At 62.0% G+C, this 16,828-nt stretch carries 17 protein-coding genes and 2 pseudogenes; 8 read left to right on the top strand and 11 right to left on the bottom strand.

Annotated features, from left to right (window positions below):
- Positions 1-106: 106 nt before the first annotated feature.
- The 6 genes and pseudogenes from AC3YMN_RS00220 to AC3YMN_RS00245 form a co-directional block, all read left to right on the top strand.
- A pseudogene (locus AC3YMN_RS00220) lies at positions 107-436 on the top strand (carbon-nitrogen hydrolase family protein); the annotation flags it as partial.
- An 18-nt stretch (positions 437-454) separates the two neighbouring features.
- Complete coding sequence (locus AC3YMN_RS00225; RefSeq protein ID WP_489889208.1) at positions 455-721, top strand: hypothetical protein; 267 nt, start codon at positions 455-457, stop codon at positions 719-721.
- Positions 718-1,932, top strand: a complete 1,215-nt coding sequence (gene coaBC / locus AC3YMN_RS00230) for a bifunctional phosphopantothenoylcysteine decarboxylase/phosphopantothenate--cysteine ligase CoaBC (protein WP_489888480.1) — start codon at positions 718-720, stop codon at positions 1,930-1,932. The genes AC3YMN_RS00225 and coaBC overlap by 4 nt, the downstream gene beginning before the upstream one ends.
- Positions 1,933-2,087: 155 nt before the next feature.
- Positions 2,088-3,125: a Bug family tripartite tricarboxylate transporter substrate binding protein gene (locus tag AC3YMN_RS00235; RefSeq protein ID WP_489888481.1), complete on the top strand. Its 1,038-nt coding sequence runs from the start codon at positions 2,088-2,090 to the stop codon at positions 3,123-3,125.
- Between the two features lie 66 nt (positions 3,126-3,191).
- A complete protein-coding gene (locus AC3YMN_RS00240) occupies positions 3,192-3,719 on the top strand; it encodes a tripartite tricarboxylate transporter TctB family protein (protein ID WP_489888482.1) in 528 nt (175 codons plus the stop codon).
- Between the two features lie 9 nt (positions 3,720-3,728).
- Positions 3,729-5,237, top strand: coding sequence for a tripartite tricarboxylate transporter permease (locus AC3YMN_RS00245; protein ID WP_489888483.1), 1,509 nt, complete (start codon positions 3,729-3,731; stop codon positions 5,235-5,237).
- Positions 5,238-5,240: 3 nt separating this feature from the next.
- Here the strand turns inward: AC3YMN_RS00245 and AC3YMN_RS00250 are convergent, their stop codons facing one another.
- The 7 genes from AC3YMN_RS00250 to AC3YMN_RS00280 form a co-directional block, all read right to left on the bottom strand.
- Complete coding sequence (locus AC3YMN_RS00250) at positions 5,241-6,254, bottom strand: ABC transporter ATP-binding protein (protein ID WP_489888484.1); 1,014 nt, start codon at positions 6,252-6,254, stop codon at positions 5,241-5,243.
- A gap of 8 nt (positions 6,255-6,262) precedes the next feature.
- Entirely contained in the window at positions 6,263-7,318 is a 1,056-nt protein-coding gene (locus tag AC3YMN_RS00255; protein ID WP_489888485.1) for a Gfo/Idh/MocA family protein, read from the bottom strand.
- Positions 7,315-8,154 (bottom strand): carbohydrate ABC transporter permease, encoded by an 840-nt coding sequence (locus tag AC3YMN_RS00260; RefSeq protein ID WP_489888486.1) that lies wholly within the window; start codon positions 8,152-8,154, stop codon positions 7,315-7,317. Before AC3YMN_RS00260 ends, AC3YMN_RS00255 begins: the two co-directional genes overlap by 4 nt.
- Complete coding sequence (locus tag AC3YMN_RS00265; RefSeq protein ID WP_489888487.1) at positions 8,154-9,101, bottom strand: carbohydrate ABC transporter permease; 948 nt, start codon at positions 9,099-9,101, stop codon at positions 8,154-8,156. The genes AC3YMN_RS00260 and AC3YMN_RS00265 overlap by 1 nt, the downstream gene beginning before the upstream one ends.
- Before the next feature lie 80 nt (positions 9,102-9,181).
- Positions 9,182-10,444 carry an ABC transporter substrate-binding protein gene (locus AC3YMN_RS00270; RefSeq protein ID WP_489888488.1) on the bottom strand — a complete coding sequence of 421 codons (1,263 nt, stop codon included), beginning with the start codon at positions 10,442-10,444 and terminating at the stop codon, positions 9,182-9,184.
- A gap of 176 nt (positions 10,445-10,620) precedes the next feature.
- Positions 10,621-11,838, bottom strand: coding sequence for a pyridoxal phosphate-dependent aminotransferase (locus tag AC3YMN_RS00275; protein WP_489888489.1), 1,218 nt, complete (start codon positions 11,836-11,838; stop codon positions 10,621-10,623).
- A 119-nt stretch (positions 11,839-11,957) separates the two neighbouring features.
- On the bottom strand, positions 11,958-12,764 hold the full coding sequence (locus tag AC3YMN_RS00280; RefSeq protein WP_489888490.1) for an aspartate dehydrogenase domain-containing protein: 807 nt from the start codon (positions 12,762-12,764) through the stop codon (positions 11,958-11,960).
- Positions 12,765-12,931: 167 nt separating this feature from the next.
- On the opposite strand from AC3YMN_RS00280, the gene AC3YMN_RS00285 reads away from it, so the two are divergent.
- Positions 12,932-13,165: a hypothetical protein gene (locus tag AC3YMN_RS00285; RefSeq protein WP_172124577.1), complete on the top strand. Its 234-nt coding sequence runs from the start codon at positions 12,932-12,934 to the stop codon at positions 13,163-13,165.
- 61 nt (positions 13,166-13,226) lie between these two features.
- Here the strand turns inward: AC3YMN_RS00285 and AC3YMN_RS00290 are convergent, their stop codons facing one another.
- The 4 genes and pseudogenes from AC3YMN_RS00290 to AC3YMN_RS00305 all read right to left on the bottom strand — a co-directional run.
- Complete coding sequence (locus AC3YMN_RS00290) at positions 13,227-14,006, bottom strand: HAD family hydrolase (RefSeq protein ID WP_489888491.1); 780 nt, start codon at positions 14,004-14,006, stop codon at positions 13,227-13,229.
- On the bottom strand, positions 13,999-14,742 hold the full coding sequence (locus tag AC3YMN_RS00295; protein WP_489888492.1) for a glycerophosphodiester phosphodiesterase family protein: 744 nt from the start codon (positions 14,740-14,742) through the stop codon (positions 13,999-14,001). The genes AC3YMN_RS00290 and AC3YMN_RS00295 overlap by 8 nt, the downstream gene beginning before the upstream one ends.
- A gap of 24 nt (positions 14,743-14,766) precedes the next feature.
- On the bottom strand, positions 14,767-15,684 hold the full coding sequence (locus tag AC3YMN_RS00300; protein WP_489888493.1) for an ABC transporter permease subunit: 918 nt from the start codon (positions 15,682-15,684) through the stop codon (positions 14,767-14,769).
- A 2-nt stretch (positions 15,685-15,686) separates the two neighbouring features.
- Positions 15,687-15,893, bottom strand: a pseudogene (locus AC3YMN_RS00305) (glycerol-3-phosphate transporter permease); the annotation flags it as partial.
- On the opposite strand from AC3YMN_RS00305, the gene AC3YMN_RS00310 reads away from it, so the two are divergent.
- Positions 15,894-16,820 (top strand): ABC transporter substrate-binding protein, encoded by a 927-nt coding sequence (locus AC3YMN_RS00310; RefSeq protein ID WP_489889177.1) that lies wholly within the window; start codon positions 15,894-15,896, stop codon positions 16,818-16,820.
- Positions 16,821-16,828: the final 8 nt, after the last annotated feature.

The following is a 16,828-nucleotide window of genomic DNA, read 5'->3' on the forward strand; positions in this document are numbered from 1 at the left end:
GCATTAAAAGACGCGCCTTCAAGGGTGATCAGGATGACGTCATTCTCTTGCCCGAGCTGGTTGGGAGGGCTACTCACCAGCGGACTACCACACGGCCGTTGCCGAGATGGCGCGAGAGTTCGGCTGCCATGTTGTTGGTGGCAGCCAGTTCGACAACCTCAGCGCGCTCCCCGTGAACCAAGGCATTGTTGTCGACCCCGGCGGCGCCGTCGTTGCACGGTACCAGAAGGCTAATCCCTACGGCCGGGAGCGGAACATCTCCCAAGCGGGGGAACGCGCGGGAGCCAGCTTCAACATTGGTGGGGTGCAGTGTTTCGTCCTGGTTTGTGCCGATTTCTTTCATGTCGAGACTTACCGCCATCTTGAGACCCCGCCGGAAATCATCTTTGTTCCAGCCCTCTCGGTTAGCCGAAAAAGCACTCCCCACATGGCCCGGGCGCGCTGGAGACATGCCATGATTGCGCGCGCCTTCGAACAGGCCGCATATATCGCCGTCAGCGACTGGGCCTATCCGGTGCGCGGCGGTGGGGGCGAGCACCCAAGTTCGGGCGTGGCCGGCCTCGCCCATCCCGCCCCCCAAACCACCGCAGACCTCCTGAGCTTGCTTGGCCGCAGTCAGGTGCGCGTTTTCGACATCGATCTCGAAGCTGGCCGCTTGTTGCGAGCCGACCAAAGGTCCCGGGGCTTTGAGATCGCCGGGCTGCGACAGGAGCAACCATGAGCATTAGCGACAAGCAGATCCTGGTTATCGTTTCGGGCGGCATTGCCGCCTACAAGGCACCCGATCTTGTGCGCCGACTGAGAGAACAGGGCGCCAAGGTGCGCTGTGTGATGACGGAGGGCGCGCACAACTTCATCTCCCCGACTACCCTTGCGGCGGTAAGCGGCCAGCCGGTTGCTTCCGACCTCTTCGAGCCGGTCGCCGGAGCCGATGTCGGCCATATCCGAATTGCACGCGAGGCCGATCTCATTGTTGTCGCGCCCGCCACCGCCGATTTCATGGCCCGGATGGCGCTTGGCCTCGCGGACGATCTTGCAACGGCAATTTTGTTGGCGCGCGACAGTCCGGTCCTCGTTGCCCCAGCCATGAACCCAAAGATGTGGGACAACCCCGCCACCCGGCGCAATGTCGCGACACTCACGGCCGACGGCGTGTTGTTTGTTGGGCCGGAGAGCGGGGAAATGGCGGAGTCCGGGGAAGCCGGGCTTGGCCGAATGGCAGAACCAATGAAAATACTCGAGGCTGCCCGACAAGCCCTCGCGCCAAAACAGCAAAGGCTCGCCGGACTTTCCTTTCTCGTGACCTCGGGCCCGACCGAAGAACCGATCGATCCAGTGCGCTTTATCTCCAACCGGTCCTCGGGCAAGCAGGGCCATGCCATCGCGGCCGCCCTGGCGCGCGAAGGCGCTGCCGTCATGCTGGTTTCCGGCCCGACCACCATGCAGGACCCCAAGGGCGTGACGGTTATCAACGTCAAGACGGCAGCGGAAATGCTGGAGGCCGCCACCGGCGCTCTGCCGGTAGACGGCGCAATCTTTGTCGCCGCGGTGGCCGACTGGCGGGCGGCAACAATTGCTTCCAGCAAGCTCAAGAAGCAGGGGGGCGACGACGAACAACTCTCTATTCAGCTCGTGCGCAACCCTGACATCCTCGCGACCATCGGCCACCATCACCAGAGGCCACAATTGGTCGTTGGGTTCGCTGCTGAAACCGATGACCTTATCAGCAATGCCCAGGCAAAGCTGGGCTCCAAGGGCGCCAACTGGATCCTCGCCAATGACGTGTCATCCGCCGCTGGTGTGTTTGGCGGCGAGCTAAATCACATTCATCTTGTTGCCGCCGACGGGGTCACCGATCTTGGCGCCGGAACCAAACAGGAGCTGGCGGATCGCATAATCGAGCGTGTCGCCCGATTCTTTGGTCGCGCTTGACCGTCCACTCGCCGGGATGGGCAGACGTCGTTCGCGACGCCTTTACTCCGTAACCAGGCGGTTACTTATCGGTTGACAGAGGCTGCGGAGGAACAGCAATCTGGCGAGGTGATCACGGAAATATCCGGATCACGTGCACCTTGGGAGGAAATTCGATGAACAGACGAATGCTGTTTGTCTTGGCGAGCGGCGCGTCAGCGCTGATGCTGGGCACGTCCTTGACGGCCGCGCAGGAGTGGAAGCCCGATCGTCCAATCAATCTGATCGTGCCTTGGGGGGCTGGCGGCTCCACTGATCAGGTTACCCGGGTCACAGCTCCCATCTTGGCTGAGGCCTTGGGCGTTGAAGTTGTGGTCGTCAATCAGCCGGGCGCTTCTGGTGCGATCGGTACCCAGGAGGTGCTGAACGCCCCCCATGATGGCTATACCTGGACGGCAAACGCGATTGCCAACAACGCGACCTACTCGGTTTCGGGACTGCTCGAAGATACCGACATCGACGACTGGCATATCTACCTTTCCGTCGCCAATGTGCCGGTGGTTAGCGTTCCTGCTGATAGCGAGTTCACCGATTTCGGCCAGTTGCTCGAAGCGCTCAAGACCCGGGGCCCGGAGATTACGGTTGCCACTGCCGGCATAACCTCCTCGGGCGGAACGGCTGTTGCCGCGCTCAGCGACGCTGCCGATTTTGAATACAACATGATCACCTATGATGGCGGTGGCCCCGCCGCCATTGCGACAGCATCGGGCGAAGCCATGGTGACCACGCAATTGGCCGTGGAGCAGACCGAGTTGATCCGCGGAGGTCGCCTCAAGGCTCTGGCCGTGTTGTCCGACCAGCCGCTGGTGCTGGAGGGTGTTGAGCCCATTCCGCCGATCACCAACTGGCTGCCGGAAATGGAACTGGCACCCGATTACTTCGGCATCTTCCTTCCTGCCGATTCGCCACCCGAAGTGCTGGCGACGCTGGACCGGATTTGGGAGGAGAAGGTGATGACTTCGCCCGAACTGAAGGCCTATGCGGAAACCTTCGGCGCCGTGTTCGCCCCTTCTTACGGCCCCAAGGCGCGTGAACTGGCCATGCCTGTTGTTATTCTTGAGGCTTGTTCTTCAGTGGACCGGGGGGAGGCCGTCAACGATCCTTCGACCATCGGCATTGATTGCGCAACCCGCGCCGAAGTTGGCACGCCCTAGAGCATCGTGGCGGGTGGGAGCCCGCCACCTCCTCCCTCTTCGTCAGGCCGTCTCAAGAGTACCGCGATGGACACTACGAACACCCCCGGGGACGAAGCAATTCGCTCTCGCGCCGATCTCCTGACGGCCCTTGTGCTGCTCGCACTGGGGTTGGCCGTGATCTACCTATCCTGGACCATGCCGCGGCTCGAAGTGCGCCGGATCAATCCTGCGACGATCCCGGGACTGGTTCCCCTTGTCTTGGGCGTCTTGCTCACACTGTGCAGCGCTCTGCTCGCGGTGCGCTCCTGGCGCATCAAGGCGCCTGGTGCGTGGCGGGGACTTGCGGCACTACTGGTGACCCCCGAAGCGCGGCGCGTACTCGCGGTGATGGCCCTCGCCCTGTTTTACACCCTTATCCTCGTGGGTTGGTTGCCGTTCTGGGCGGCGTCCATGCTCTTCATCTTCAGCTTTATCGTGCTGTTCGAGGTCGTTCTGACCGATGCGCCAATGCCCCCACTGCAAAGTGCGGTCTGGGCGCTCGGCATCGCGGTTGCGGGCGGCACCGGAATCTACCTCGTCTTTGCCCGCGTTTTTCTGGTGCGCTTGCCCTAGGATCTGTTCATGTTCGATGGATTGCTGCTGCTGGGGCAGGGGATTGGTCACTTCCTCAATCCCCAGTCCTTGTTCAATGTCGTGTGGGCTACGCTCCTCGGCCTCGTGATTGGCATCCTGCCGGGTCTGACCGCCACCATGGGCGTTGCCCTCCTTGTCACGCTCACCTACAAAATGGCACCCGATCAGGCGATCCTGACGCTGATGTGCGTTTATCTGGGTGCCATCTATGGCGGCAGCCGCACCGCCATCCTGCTCAATATTCCGGGTACGCCCGCCAATGCTGCCGCAGCGCTGGATGGTCACCCATTGGCTCTGCAAGGGAAGGCGGGGCTGGCGATGGGGCTCGCGACAACCTCCTCGACACTAGGCACCTTGGTCGGCATCTTCTTTCTCGCCATCATCGCCCCCCTCCTGTCCGAGGCCGCGCTGAAGTTTGGCTCCTATGAGTATTTCTGGCTGGCGCTCTTCGGGGTGGTGATTTCGGGCCAAATGTCGGGTAGCGACACGCCGCTCAAGGGCTATATCGCCGGCATATTGGGCTTGCTCATTGCCATGATCGGCATGGAAACCCTGCATGCCCATCAGCGCTTTACCTTCGGTATCCAGGCGCTCGGTGGCGGCATCGACCTTATCCCCGCCATGGTCGGTGCCTTCGGCTTTGCCGAAATTCTTTCAGCGATGAAGCGGCGCGCGGTGGCCCAGATTGCCGCGGTCAATGACCGCGTCGTTCCTACCCTCGGGGAAGTCTTTCGCTATTGGCGCACGATCATTCGCTCGGGCTTGATCGGCACCTTTGTCGGCATCATCCCAGGCGTTGGCGAAGACGTTGGCTCCTGGACCTCCTATGCCGCCGCCAAGCGCGCCTCCAAGCATCCAGAGGAATTCGGTAAAGGCAGTCAGGAGGGCCTGATCGCCGCCGAAACCGGGGACAATGCCGTGGTTTCGGCTGCCATGATCCCGACCCTGACCCTGGCATTGCCCGGCTCTGCCGCGGCAGCGGTGCTGATCGCGGCCATGTATATCCACGACATCAGACCCGGCCCGATGCTGATGGTGGAGAACCCGGCTTTCCTTTACCAGGTGGTCGCCATGCTGCTGTTGGCCACCTTGGCCAATTTCATCTTCGGGCTATCGCTCACCAAGCTGTTCATCAAGGTCCTGATGGTGCCGCGGGAACGGCTGATGGCAGTGATCTATGTTCTGTGCGTGGTTGGCTCGTTCGCCATCACGCAACGCATGTTCGACGTCTATGTGATGCTGTGCTTTGGCATTGTCGGGTTCGTTTTGCGAGAGATGAAATACCCCATGGCCCCGCTGGTGCTCGGCATCATCCTGGGTGACTTGCTTGACCTCAATTTGCGCCGCGGCCTGCAATTGACCAATGGCGATCCTTCGCCATTTTTCACCCGCCCCATCAGTGTCGTCCTTTGCCTCGTGATCGTGATCACGATCATCATGTCGGTGCCGGCTGTGTCGAGGCGGGCGCGAGCGGTGTTGAAACGGCAAACGTCCTGATGGTCAGGCTACGGACCGGCCTTGTGCATCGAAGCGGTGCAGGTAAAGCGGGTTGGGGGTAACAAATACCGTCGTCTCGGGCGTGAAGGCTTGTTCGCCAAACAAGCGGACGGTGATCAGTCCCGCCGCCTCGCTTTCGAGGTAAAGATTGGTGTCGGCGCCCAGATGCTCCACGTGCATCACGCGGGTTGCAAGCTGCCCCTCGGTGGTGCTGACCGTCAGGTGCTCGGGCCGGATACCGATGGTGGCAGCGTCGGCAACACCCAGCCTTTCAGCCGGAATGAAGTTCATCTGCGGCGAACCGATAAAGCCGGCGACAAAGATGCTGGCAGGCTTGTTGTAAAGCTCCATGGGCGAGCCGACCTGCTCGATCCTGCCGGCGTTGAGCACGACGATCCGGTCGGCCAGCGTCATCGCTTCGACCTGGTCATGGGTGACATAGATCATGGTCGCCTTGAGCTGCCGGTGCAGCCGGGCGATCTCGAGCCGCGTATTGACCCGCAGCGCGGCATCGAGATTGGAGAGCGGCTCGTCGAACAAAAAGAGCTTGGGCTTGCGCGTCAGGGCGCGCCCAATGGCGACACGCTGGCGCTGGCCACCCGAAAGCTCGGCGGGCCGCCGCTCGAGATAGGGCTCGAGCGACAGCATGCGGCTGGCTTCGGCCACCCGTGCTTCGATGTCGGCCGCCGGCTCGCCCGCCTGCTTCATCGCCAGCGCCATGTTGTTGCGCACCGTCAGGTGCGGATAGAGGGCATAGGTCTGGAACACCATGGCGATGCCGCGCTTGGCCGGCGGCAGGTTGTTGACCACTTTGCCGTCGATCTCGATCGCGCCCGAGCTGGCGTCCTCGAGCCCGGCGATCATGCGCAACAGGGTGGACTTGCCGCAGCCAGAGGGGCCGACAAAAACCACGAATTCCCCATCGCCCACTTCGAGATCGACGCCGCGGATAACCTCGGTCGAGCCAAAGCTCTTGGTCACGGCATTGAGGCGCAGGCGGGTAGCAATGTCAGCCATGTCTGGTCCTAAAGGTCGATGGCGCGCATTTCGCGCGCGCTCTGGTCGGCGGCGAGGACGATCTCGAGCGAGCGCACCGCGTCTTCGTTATGCTTGGAGAGATCGATGTCCTCGCGGATGGCCCGCAGCATGAAGCGCTGCTCGCGTGCACAGAGCTCATCATGGCCGGGCTCATCTTCGGTGGACAGCCATTCATCGGCGTGCGCAAAGCTGCCATCGGCCTGCAGTTCGGCATGGTGGGTGCGGATGCGTGCCGTCTTGGTGTGGGTCGAATGGTCCGAGGAACGTGCGCCTTCGTCCATGACAATCGACACCGCTCCCTTGGCCGAAATCACGTCTTTGACGAAAAACGCGGTTTCGCTGATCATCGGACCCCAGCCCGCTTCGTACCAGCCCACCGAGCCGTCATCGAACGCGACCTGCAGATGGCCGTAGTTGAACTGGGCGGGCGCAATCTCGTCGGTCAGCCGCACTCCCAATCCGCGCACCTGCACCGGCTTGGCATCGGTGATCTGGCACATGACGTCGACATAATGCACGCCGCAGTCAACGATAGGCGAAGTGGATTCCATCAAGGTCTTGTGCACCTTCCAGAACGAGCCGGCCGATTGCTGGTTGAGGTTGAGGCGGAACACATAGGGCGGGCCAAGCTCGCGCGCCTTGGCGATGAAGTCGATCCACGAGGGGTGGTGGCGCAGTATGTAGCCAATGACGAGCTTGCGATCGTGCTGGCGCGCCGCTTCAACGACACGCCGGGCATCCTCCACAGTGGCGGCAATTGGCTTTTCCAGGAACACATGCGCGCCCGCCTCCATTGCCGCGATGGCGTAGGGGGCGTGGGTGTCGGTATAGGTGTTGATGGAAGCGAGCTCTGGCTTGGTCGCCGCCAGCGCTTCGTAGAAATCGGCGAAATGCGCATAGGCCTTGAGCTCTTCGGGCACCCTGCCGCTGCGGGTCACCACGCCCACGATCTCGAAACCGGGTTCATTGTGATAAGCCAGCGCATGGCTGCGCCCCATGGTTCCCAAGCCGGCAACAAGCACGCGAACAGGTTGATCGGTCATTTCACAGCACCCGAGGTAATCCCGCGGATCAGCTGGCGCGAGAAGATGAGATAAAGAACCAGAACCGGCAGGATCGCCAGCGACAGCGCCGCCAGCACTGCATTCCAGTTGGTGACATATTGCCCGATAAAGATCTGCGAGCCCAAGGTGATGGTCTTGGTCGCCTCGCCCGGCGCCAGGATCAGCGGGAACCACAGATCGTTCCAGATCGGGATCATGGTGAAGACGGCAACGGTCGCCATAGCCGGGCGCACCAGTGGCAGCACCAGGCGAAAGAAGATCTTGTATTCTGACAGCCCGTCGATGCGGCCGGCATTCTTGAGGTCGTCGGACACCTGCCGCATGAATTCGGAGAGAATGAAGATCGCCAGCGGCAGACCCTGGGCGGTGTAAACGAGGATCAGCGCCCAGTGCGTGTTGACCAGCCCGCCCGCCACCATCAGCTGCAGGATGGCGACGGTACCAAGGCGGATTGGGATCATGATGCCGAGCGCGAGGTATAGCCCCATCAGCGTGTTGCCACGGAAGCGGTATTCCGAGAGCGCAAAAGCGGCCATGGCGCCGAACAGCAGCACGAAAAACAGCGACGCGACCGTCACCAGCAAGCTGTTGGAGAAGTAGAGCAGGAAATTGCCCTGCCCAAGCGCGGTCTCGTAGCCGATCAGGGTGAAGGTTTCGGGCGTCGGCACTTCGAGGGGCGAGTTGAAGATCGCGCGCTTGGACTTGAACGAGTTGACGATGATCAGGAACACGGGGAACAGCGCGATCACCGTATAGGTGATGAGGATTGCATGCGCCGCGATCTGGCTGCGGAGGGACGTGCGGGTCTGGGCCATCAGAATTGGTACCGGCGCATGCGGCGCTGGATGCCGAAGAGATAAACGGCAACGCCTGCGAGGATGATGAAGAACATCAGCGTTGCGATGGTCGCGCCAAGATGCCGGTCGCCCAGTTGGGTCTGAAAGCCAAAGAAGGTGCGATACAGCAGCGTGCCCAGGATGTCGGTCGATCCATCCGGCCCGGCAATGGCGCCCTGGACGGCATAGATCAGGTCGAAGGCGTTGAAATTGCCGACGAAGGTGAGGATCGAGATGATGCCGATGGTCGGCAGGATCAGCGGCAGCTGGATCTTGAAGAACTGGGAAAAGCCGGTGACGCCATCGATCTCGGCCGCCTCGATCACATCATCGGGGATCGACAACAGCGCGGCATAGATCAGCATCATGGGAATGCCGACATATTGCCAAACCGAGATCAGCGACACGGTGATCAGCGCCGAATGCGCCTCGCCCAGCCAGGGCGCGAACAGGTGCTTGAGCCCGACCAGATCGAGCAGATAGGGCGAAACGCCCCAAAGCGGCGACAGGATCAGCTTCCAGATAAAGCCGATGATCACGAAGGACAGGATGGTCGGCACGAAAATGGCGGTGCGGTAGAAGCCACGCAGCTTCAGGCCAGGCATGGACAGCAGCGCCGCCAGCAGGATGCCGATAGGGTTTTGCACCAGCATATGGATAGCAAAAAAGATGAAGTTGTTGGAAAGCGCGTTCCAGAAGCTCGCGGCCAGCCGCGGATCGCCTAGCAGGCGGGCAAAATTGTCGAGTCCTACGAAACGCTGCCCCTCGGGCCCGGCGACAAACAGCGACAGGCGCAGGGTCTCGACCAGCGGATAGATCATCACCACCGTGTAAACCAGCAGGGCCGGCGCCAGAAACACCAGGATGTGCCAGCGCCGTGGCTTGGACGCGGCGGCAATGGGCGGGGAGGGGGCGTCGACGGTCATGCTGTTCCAGTGCGGCCGGGGGCGGCAAGCAAAAAGGGCTGCAAAGGATCAAGCCTTCGCAGCCCCATGGTCATAGGCGCTTAGTTGGACTGCTGCGGCTCATACCAGGAGGCGAGGCCATCCTGGGTGATCTTGGCAGCATCTTCCGGAGTGGTGGTGCCGTTGATCACATTGGCCGATTCACGCCAGGTCTCGATGTCGAGATTGGGCTCGCCGCGGCCCAAAATGGCGGCTGGGTGGCGAATGGTGGTCTCGCAATCCTCGCGCCAGGAGACGAATTCCTGGGCCAGTTCGTTCTCGAGCGGCACGGCCGCCGAGTTCAGGCTGAAAAAGCCGGGCGAAGCATTGGCATAGATTTCGGCGAACTCGGTCGAGGCGACCCAGGACAGGAAGGTGCGCGCCGCTTCCGCATTGGGCGACGCGGCATTGAGCCCCAGGCCAATATCGTTGTGATCCGAGATGTAGCAGGTGTCGCCGGCATTCTTGACCGGCGGCTTGAAGGCGCCCATCTCGAAATCGACCTGCGGCTCGAAGACCGAGATCTCCCAGGAGCCCGCGGGGAAGATCGCAGCGCGGCCGAGGGTGAAGAGGTTCTGGCTATCGGGATAGGTCTGGGCTTCAAAGCCGTCCCCCAGATAAGCACTCCAGCGCGCCAACGTCGTATAGGGCTCTACCCATTGCGGGTCGGTCAGCTTCTGCTCGCCCGAGATCAAGGCGAGACGGCCTTCCTCGCCTTTGTAGGCATTGGGGGCGATGTTGTAGTAGCCCATGGTGGCCGCTTCCCACTGGTCCTTGGTGCCCATGGCCAGGGGAGTATAGGTGCCATCTTCCTTGATGGCGTCGAGCACGGCAAAGAACTCGTCTTCCGTCGCTGGCACTTCAAGGCCCAGCTCGGCAAAGATGTCCTTGTTGTAGATAAAGCCATGGATCACCGAAGCCATGGGCACGCAAAAGGTCGTGGCGCCATCATCGGTGGTCCAGGCAGACTTGGCGACATCGGAGAAATTCTCGATGCCGGGCAGGTCATTAAGCGGGGCCAGATAGCCCTGGGTGAACTGGGCGAGCGCCAGATCGAAGGGGCGGCAGGTGATGAGATCGCCGGCAGTGCCTGCTTCGAGCTTGGCGCCAACAGCCGAATTGTATTCGGTCGGGCCCAGCGGCGCGAACTCGACATTGATCTCGGGATGAGCGGACTCAAAGGCTGGGATGATCTTCTCGTTCCAGATGGGCAGATCGTCGTTGCGCCAGCTTTCGATGGTCAGCGTGGTTTGCTGGGCGAAAGCCAGCCCCGACGAGCCCAGGAAAGTGGATGCCAGCAGCAGTCCCGTTACAATTCGCTTCATCTTGGTGGTCTCCCGGTCGCGCCCATATTGGGCAGCTTATTATTGCGGTGTGGGCGGCAGAGCGCAGCTAAGCTGCCCCGCTGCCTGTAAGTTTTACTTCATCAGGCCCAATCGGCGCGGTCAATCCAATCTCTCGAGCCCGCCACTATTTGCCCAGCTTGACGCGAGTTTACGCTCTAACCCCGATGGCGCTCCACCAGCGTGGCAAGCCGCTGGACGGCAGCGACCGACGCGGCATGATCCTGGGAGAAGTTCAGCCGGATGCTGGCACCCGAATGGGGGCTGAACTCGGTGCCGGGTGTCACGGTCACACCGGCCAGCACGCGCAGCACGGTCACGAACTGCGCCGGCTCGATGCTCAGTTCGGGCAATTGCGGGAAGAGGTAACTGCCCGCTTCGGGCGTGCGGACAAAGCAGCCCTCGATGGAGCGGAACTGCTCCACCAGATCGTCGCGGATAGCCTGGTGTTGGGCGATGCGGTCGTCCATCCAGCCGGCGGGCTCATCGAACCAGCTGCGCAGCACGGCCTGGTTGTAGCCGGCGGCGCGCAGGGACACGATCGCCTGCAGCTTTTCCATGCGCTCGATGATTTCGCTCGAGCCAAAGGCGACGCCCAAGCGATAGCCGCTGAGGGATTCGGTCTTGGATGGCCCCATGATGGTCACGACGTTTTCGGCGTCGACCGCGCCTGCGCGCAGATGGGTATAGGCGACGCCCTTATAAAGCAGCCGCGAATAAAGCTGATCCACGATCACGCTGGCACCATAGCGCGTGGCGAGAGCGGCGATGCTGGCGATCTCGTCGCTCGAATACACGACGCCGGTGGGGTTGTTGGGGTTGGAGAAGAGAAAAAGCTTGGCGCCGGCCTGGAAGGCGGCTTCCAGCTGGTCGAGATCCAGTCCTGCCTGTCCGGCTGGCGCTTGCCGATAGCCCAGTTGCACGGGCACCATTTCGCCCTCGAAGAATTCAACGAGTTTGCGGTTGGCGAAATAATCGGGCTGGACGATCGCGACTTTGTCGCCGCGCACCATGGTGGCGGCGACCGCGAGGAACAGCGCCCCCTGGGTGCCGGGGGTAATGATCAGCCCGTCGCGGGCATCAACCGGCGCGCCCGTAAAGGCGGCGAGGCGGGCAGCCACTGCGTCGCGGATCTCGCCAGAGCCGCGATATTCCGTATAGGCCTGCGCTCCGCCCTTGGGGACGCCGGCGTTGAAGAGATCGAGAGCACCGGGCGTGGGCTCATGGGCGTCCACATCGCCATGGGAGAAATCGACGGGCGTGCCCGCGAGCGTTTCGCCGCTCAGAAAGCTCTCGGTGCCGGCAATAGCCTGCCGGGTTTCCTGGCCCGGGGCATTCTGGGTGCCCAGTTTGCTGAACTTGCTGTGGATCGACATTCAACGTCCTTTATTCTCAACCGAACGGCGTTTGATGGGGCAATCCTGGAAGGGGGAAGACCAAGCTCCAGGGGCTCGGGAGTGCAATTAAATCCGAGTTGGTCCTTGCTCGCCAGCCACTAGACCAAGGCCACGCCTGTGCCGCCGAGGATACGCCGAAGCGAGCCGACCGCGGAGAGCGGCGTGTAGGATCCCGTCACCCCACCCAGCGAGCGCGAGGATACGCCAATATCCCAGTCAAAGCCCTCGCCCGTGACTTCGATACGATGCTGATTGGTGGCGAGGCCCGGTTCCGCAACAATCCGGCTGGTTGTCTGGTCAAAACCGATCCCCGCCAGGGCAATGGCGGCGTGAACATTGACGTTGCGCGGAAACAACCGGCACGCCTCGCGCACAGATCCCTCGAACACCACGCCCCCTATTTGCGGATCAAGCCCAAGGCTCTTACCGCTTTTGGTCGTGGTGATGGTAACGCTTTCAATGAGGTCGCGCCCATCGGCAATGCCGTCCAGCCCCAGAACGGCGCCATGGGGCACAAAGAACCGGCGCCCCGATCGTGCCGCCGCGGCGCGGACAGCCCGGTCGGTCTCGGCATCTGCCAGCGCCGAGCAGCTGAAGGCGCAAAAATCGGCTCGATCGAGCCAGCCTGGCGCCAGCGCAGCAACCAAGGCTGGCGTTGCCGCCTCGAGCACCAGGTCAGCATCCCGCTCAACTGCCGCGGCGGGATCGGTCACAACCAAGCTGGGGTCCACATCGAGGCCCTGCAGCTTGCCCGCATCCCGCACCAAGATGAATGCCACTTCAACCTCGAGCATGGCGGCGATGGCACGCAACAGCGACTGCCCGATTGCCCCGGCCCCGATCAGGCCGATTTTCTTGTGCTGGTAGATTTGGTGACCTCGGTTCCTGCTTGTTCCTGCGGGCATACTATTGCGGGCGCGTGCTTGGCAATCGAGTGCGTGGCTTCTTCTTGTCGATCTTGCGCCTTTCACTGAGGGCAGGGCGCGAATGGCACAAATTGGTCTATGTCCCTAGCTTTTGCGCGGAGCCGGATCAGCCGATTGGCGTTATTACGGTAACCACGAGGTTTACCATGAGCATTACGCAGGAAAAATTCACTGGCCGATGGCTGCATCACGGCGACTGGCACGGCAGGGAGTTCAGCCACGAACTGGCCGAATACGACCATGACGAAAGCCCGGGCGCTACGGGCGCGACGCCGATGCGGCACGCCCAGATCGAGCGCGAAGGCAAGCAGATTGGGGTCTGGGTGCCCGCCAGCTGGAGTGACGATCAGGCTCGCGAAGCGCTGGAAAGCAACTGGTAGGGCTCGGGCATATCGAGCGGGGATGCCCGGCCACGCGAGGGGGGCCGGGCATGGGACGTGTTTAGCGGGCCTCTGAGCCAGAGCCCAGGGTAGCGTCTTGAGGGCGAGCAGAACTGTTGCCCAGCATCAAATCGGCTTGCTCGAGACAAGCCTGCAATTCGCTGCTGCCGTTCGCGACTAGATGCGCGCCCGCTTCGCGCAGCACTTCGGCCCGCTTGCCGCGGGGATCGCGCAGATCCACAAAGCCGATGGCGATCATGCCGGCGGCAAGGGCGCCCTCGACCCCGTGGGGGCTGTCATCCACCATAATGCAGCGGCGGGGATCGGCCCCCATTTCAGCGGCGCAGTGCAGCATCAGGTCCGGTGCTGGCTTGGGGTGGGCAACGTGGTCGGCGCTGAACACATGACCATGAAAGGCCTTCCAGAGCCCGACGCGCCCAAGGCTGCGAGTCAGCCGGTAGAGCGAGCTGTTGGAGGCCACGCAGATCGGGCGGTTGAGGCGTGTCACCACATCGGCAATGCCCTCGATCTCTTCGACGGCTTCAAAGCCCTTGTAAAGGCGCTTGCCCCAGGCGGTGAAGAGGGCGTCGAGATCTGTAACCCCGAGCTTTTCGGTCAGATAAGCCTTGGTGTCCCGCTCGGAATTGCCGGTGAAAGTCACATGGGCTTCGGTTTGCGTCATGGGAAAGCCCGCATCGGTGAGGGCTTCGGCCATGGTGCGGCTGGCAATGATCTCGCTGTCGATCAACACTCCATCGCAATCGAAGATTACGAGGTCGGTGTTGTGCAAGATGATGGGGTCGGCCGCGGCCCCATCCGTATCGAGTATTGAATCAGCCACGAAGCTTTTCCTTTACGGAAACGGCGAGATCGGGAACATCGGAGGTGATGGAGAACACGGGCTGCTGCAGCCAGTATCCGATGCTTTCGGCATCGTTGCACATCCATACCGCCCACCGGTTCATCGGCACGATGGACTTCACCAGATCAAGATTTTCGAGGAGGACGCTGCGTTCCACCGCGACGATCTCGACGAGTTCGCCGAGCATAGTGAGCGCGGCCGGCAGTCCGCCGAGGCGCTCGGCCGAGTGCCGGTCAATCGAAGCGAGGCGCCGCCCATTGGGCACCGCTGTGCGGATGTCGCGCAGGACATCGGGATCAAAGCTCGTGAGCACCGCCCGATCCCCAAAGTTGAAGCGCTCCATCTCGGCGAGCACGGCGGGCACAATGCCCGGATAGGGCTTGTGGTCGTGATCGGATTTGAGCTCGATGTGGAGTTCGAGCGTGCTGTCGGCGAACAGTTCGAGCACTTCGCGGAAAGTCGGGATGTGCTCGCTGTCGCTGTCGCGCAAGATCACGTTCTTGCGCCCATCCACTGGCAGATCGGCCACGAGGCCCGTGCCCAGGGTCGTGCGCTCGAGCGTAGCGTCATGGATGCACAGGAGCTCGCCCGCCTTGGTCAGGTGGATATCGAACTCCACGGCATCGACGCCGAGCGCGCGCACCTTCTCGAAACCGCCCAGGCTGTTTTCTGGCCACACGTTGCGACCGCCGCGGTGACCGACGATTTGAACCACTTCAGATACCCTCTTGGTTGAAGCTTACTTGCCGGAATCGACAAGTCCTTTGGTGAACAGGCCCTGCATTGCCAGGATGATGACGGCTGGGGGCAGCATGACGAAGAACGCCGCAGCCATGGCCAGATTCCAGGCCGGTTCGGCATCGGCAACGGGCACCAATTGCTTGAGGCCCAGCACGGCAGTGGCCATGCTCTTGTCGGTCGTAAAGAGGAGGGGCCAGAGATACTGGTTCCACCCGAAGATGAAGAGGATGATCGCCAGCGCGCCGATATTGGCCTTGGAGAGCGGCAGCAGGATATCCCAGAAGAACCGCATCGGCCCCGCCTTGTCGAGGCGCGCTGCCTCGCAGAGCTCCTCGGGCACGGTGAGGAAGAACTGGCGGAACAGGAACACTGCCGAAGCCGAGGCAATCAGGGGTAGGATCAGGCCCTGATAGGTGTTGACGAGGCTCCAGTTGAGCGCGGTCTCAACCCGGTAACCGGTCAGGGAGGCGATCAACCCGGACAGGCCCGAAATATCGACCACCCAGCGCAGGGGCCCCGCCACGTCGGCAACGGCCTCATAGGTGGGGATGATGCGCACTTCGACCGGCAGCATCAGGGACACAAAGATCAGCCAGAACGCCGTCATCCGAAAGGGGAAGCGGAAGTAGACGATGGCAAAGGCCGCCAACAGCGAGATGGCGAGCTTGCCGATCACGATGCCGCAGGTGACAATGATCGAGTTGAGGAACAGCCGGCCGAAATTGCCCTCGTTCCAGGCCTGCGCGACATTGTCAAAGAAGTGCAGCCCCGGTAGCACCGGGAAGGGGGATTGCTGCACTTCCTGAAGCGTGTGCGAGCTGGCCACAAAGGCGAAGTACAGCGGCAAGCAGACCAGCAGGGCACCAAAGATCAGGATGCCATGGCAGACAATGGTGAGGGTCCGGTTCTGGATCATGCTCAGACCCCGTAATTGACTTTGCGCTCAAGGGCGCGGAACTGCAGGACGGTGAAGGCAATCGCCACGATCATCAGCACCACCGACTGGGCGGCCGATGAACCCAGGTTCAGCTGCACAAAGCCTTCCTGGTAAACCTTGTAGACGAGGATATTGGTGGCTGCTGCCGGGCCGCCGCGCGTGACCGCATCGACAATGCCGAAGGTCTCCTGCTTGGCACCGTCGCATCCGCGCTTTGCCTCACCATCGCCGCCGCTTCGGCCGGCGAAATCGCGGTGATTGTCAAGACCACCAACTCGGACTTCTGGCAGAACGTCAACAAGGGCGCTGCCGCCGCACTCGAAGGCAATTCCGAGCACACGCTGAGCTTTGACGGCCCCGCTTCGGAAGCCGCCGTGGCCGACCAGGTTAACCTGGTGGAAAACGCGGTCAATCGCGGGGTCGCGGGCATCGTCCTAGCCCCTTCCGACCCCGAAGCACTGGTGCCGGTCGTGCGCCGCGCCAACGAAGCGGGCATTCCCGTCGCCATCATCGACTCCGCCTTGGGCGAAAGCGGCGCAGGCCTCTACCAGACGTTCCTTTCCACCGATAACTGCAAGGCCGGCGAGATGGCCGCTCAGGCCGTGATCGATGGCGCCGGCACCACCGGCAAGGTTGCCGTCATGTCTTATGTCGCCGGTGTTGGCTCGGAAATCGGCCGCGTCGGCTGCTTCACCGAATATCTCAAGGGCAATAGCGAGCTCGAAATCGTCGGCCCCTATTACTCCCAGTCCCAGATGGCCACCGCGCTCAACCAGACCACCGACGTGCTGGCCGCCAATCCCGACTTGGTGGCGATCTTTGGCGCCAATGAGCCCACCGCCATCGGCATGGGCCGCGCCATCGTGCAGGCCGGCAAGGCCGGCCAGCTCACAGCCATCGGCTTTGACGGCAACGAGGACCTCCAGGCCTTTGTCAAGGACGGCACGCTCTCGGGCATTCTCGTCCAGGGCTCCTATCAGATGGGCGAGCTGGGCGTGCAGGCCGTGCTCGATCTTCTGGGCGGCAAAACCCTCGAGGAGCAGATCGATACCGGCGTCGTCCTTGTCACCAAGGACAATATCGACCAGCCCGAAGCGCAGAACGTTCTCTATTAAGCAACTCA

Source organism: Devosia sp. Z11_6 (assembly GCF_058133665.1).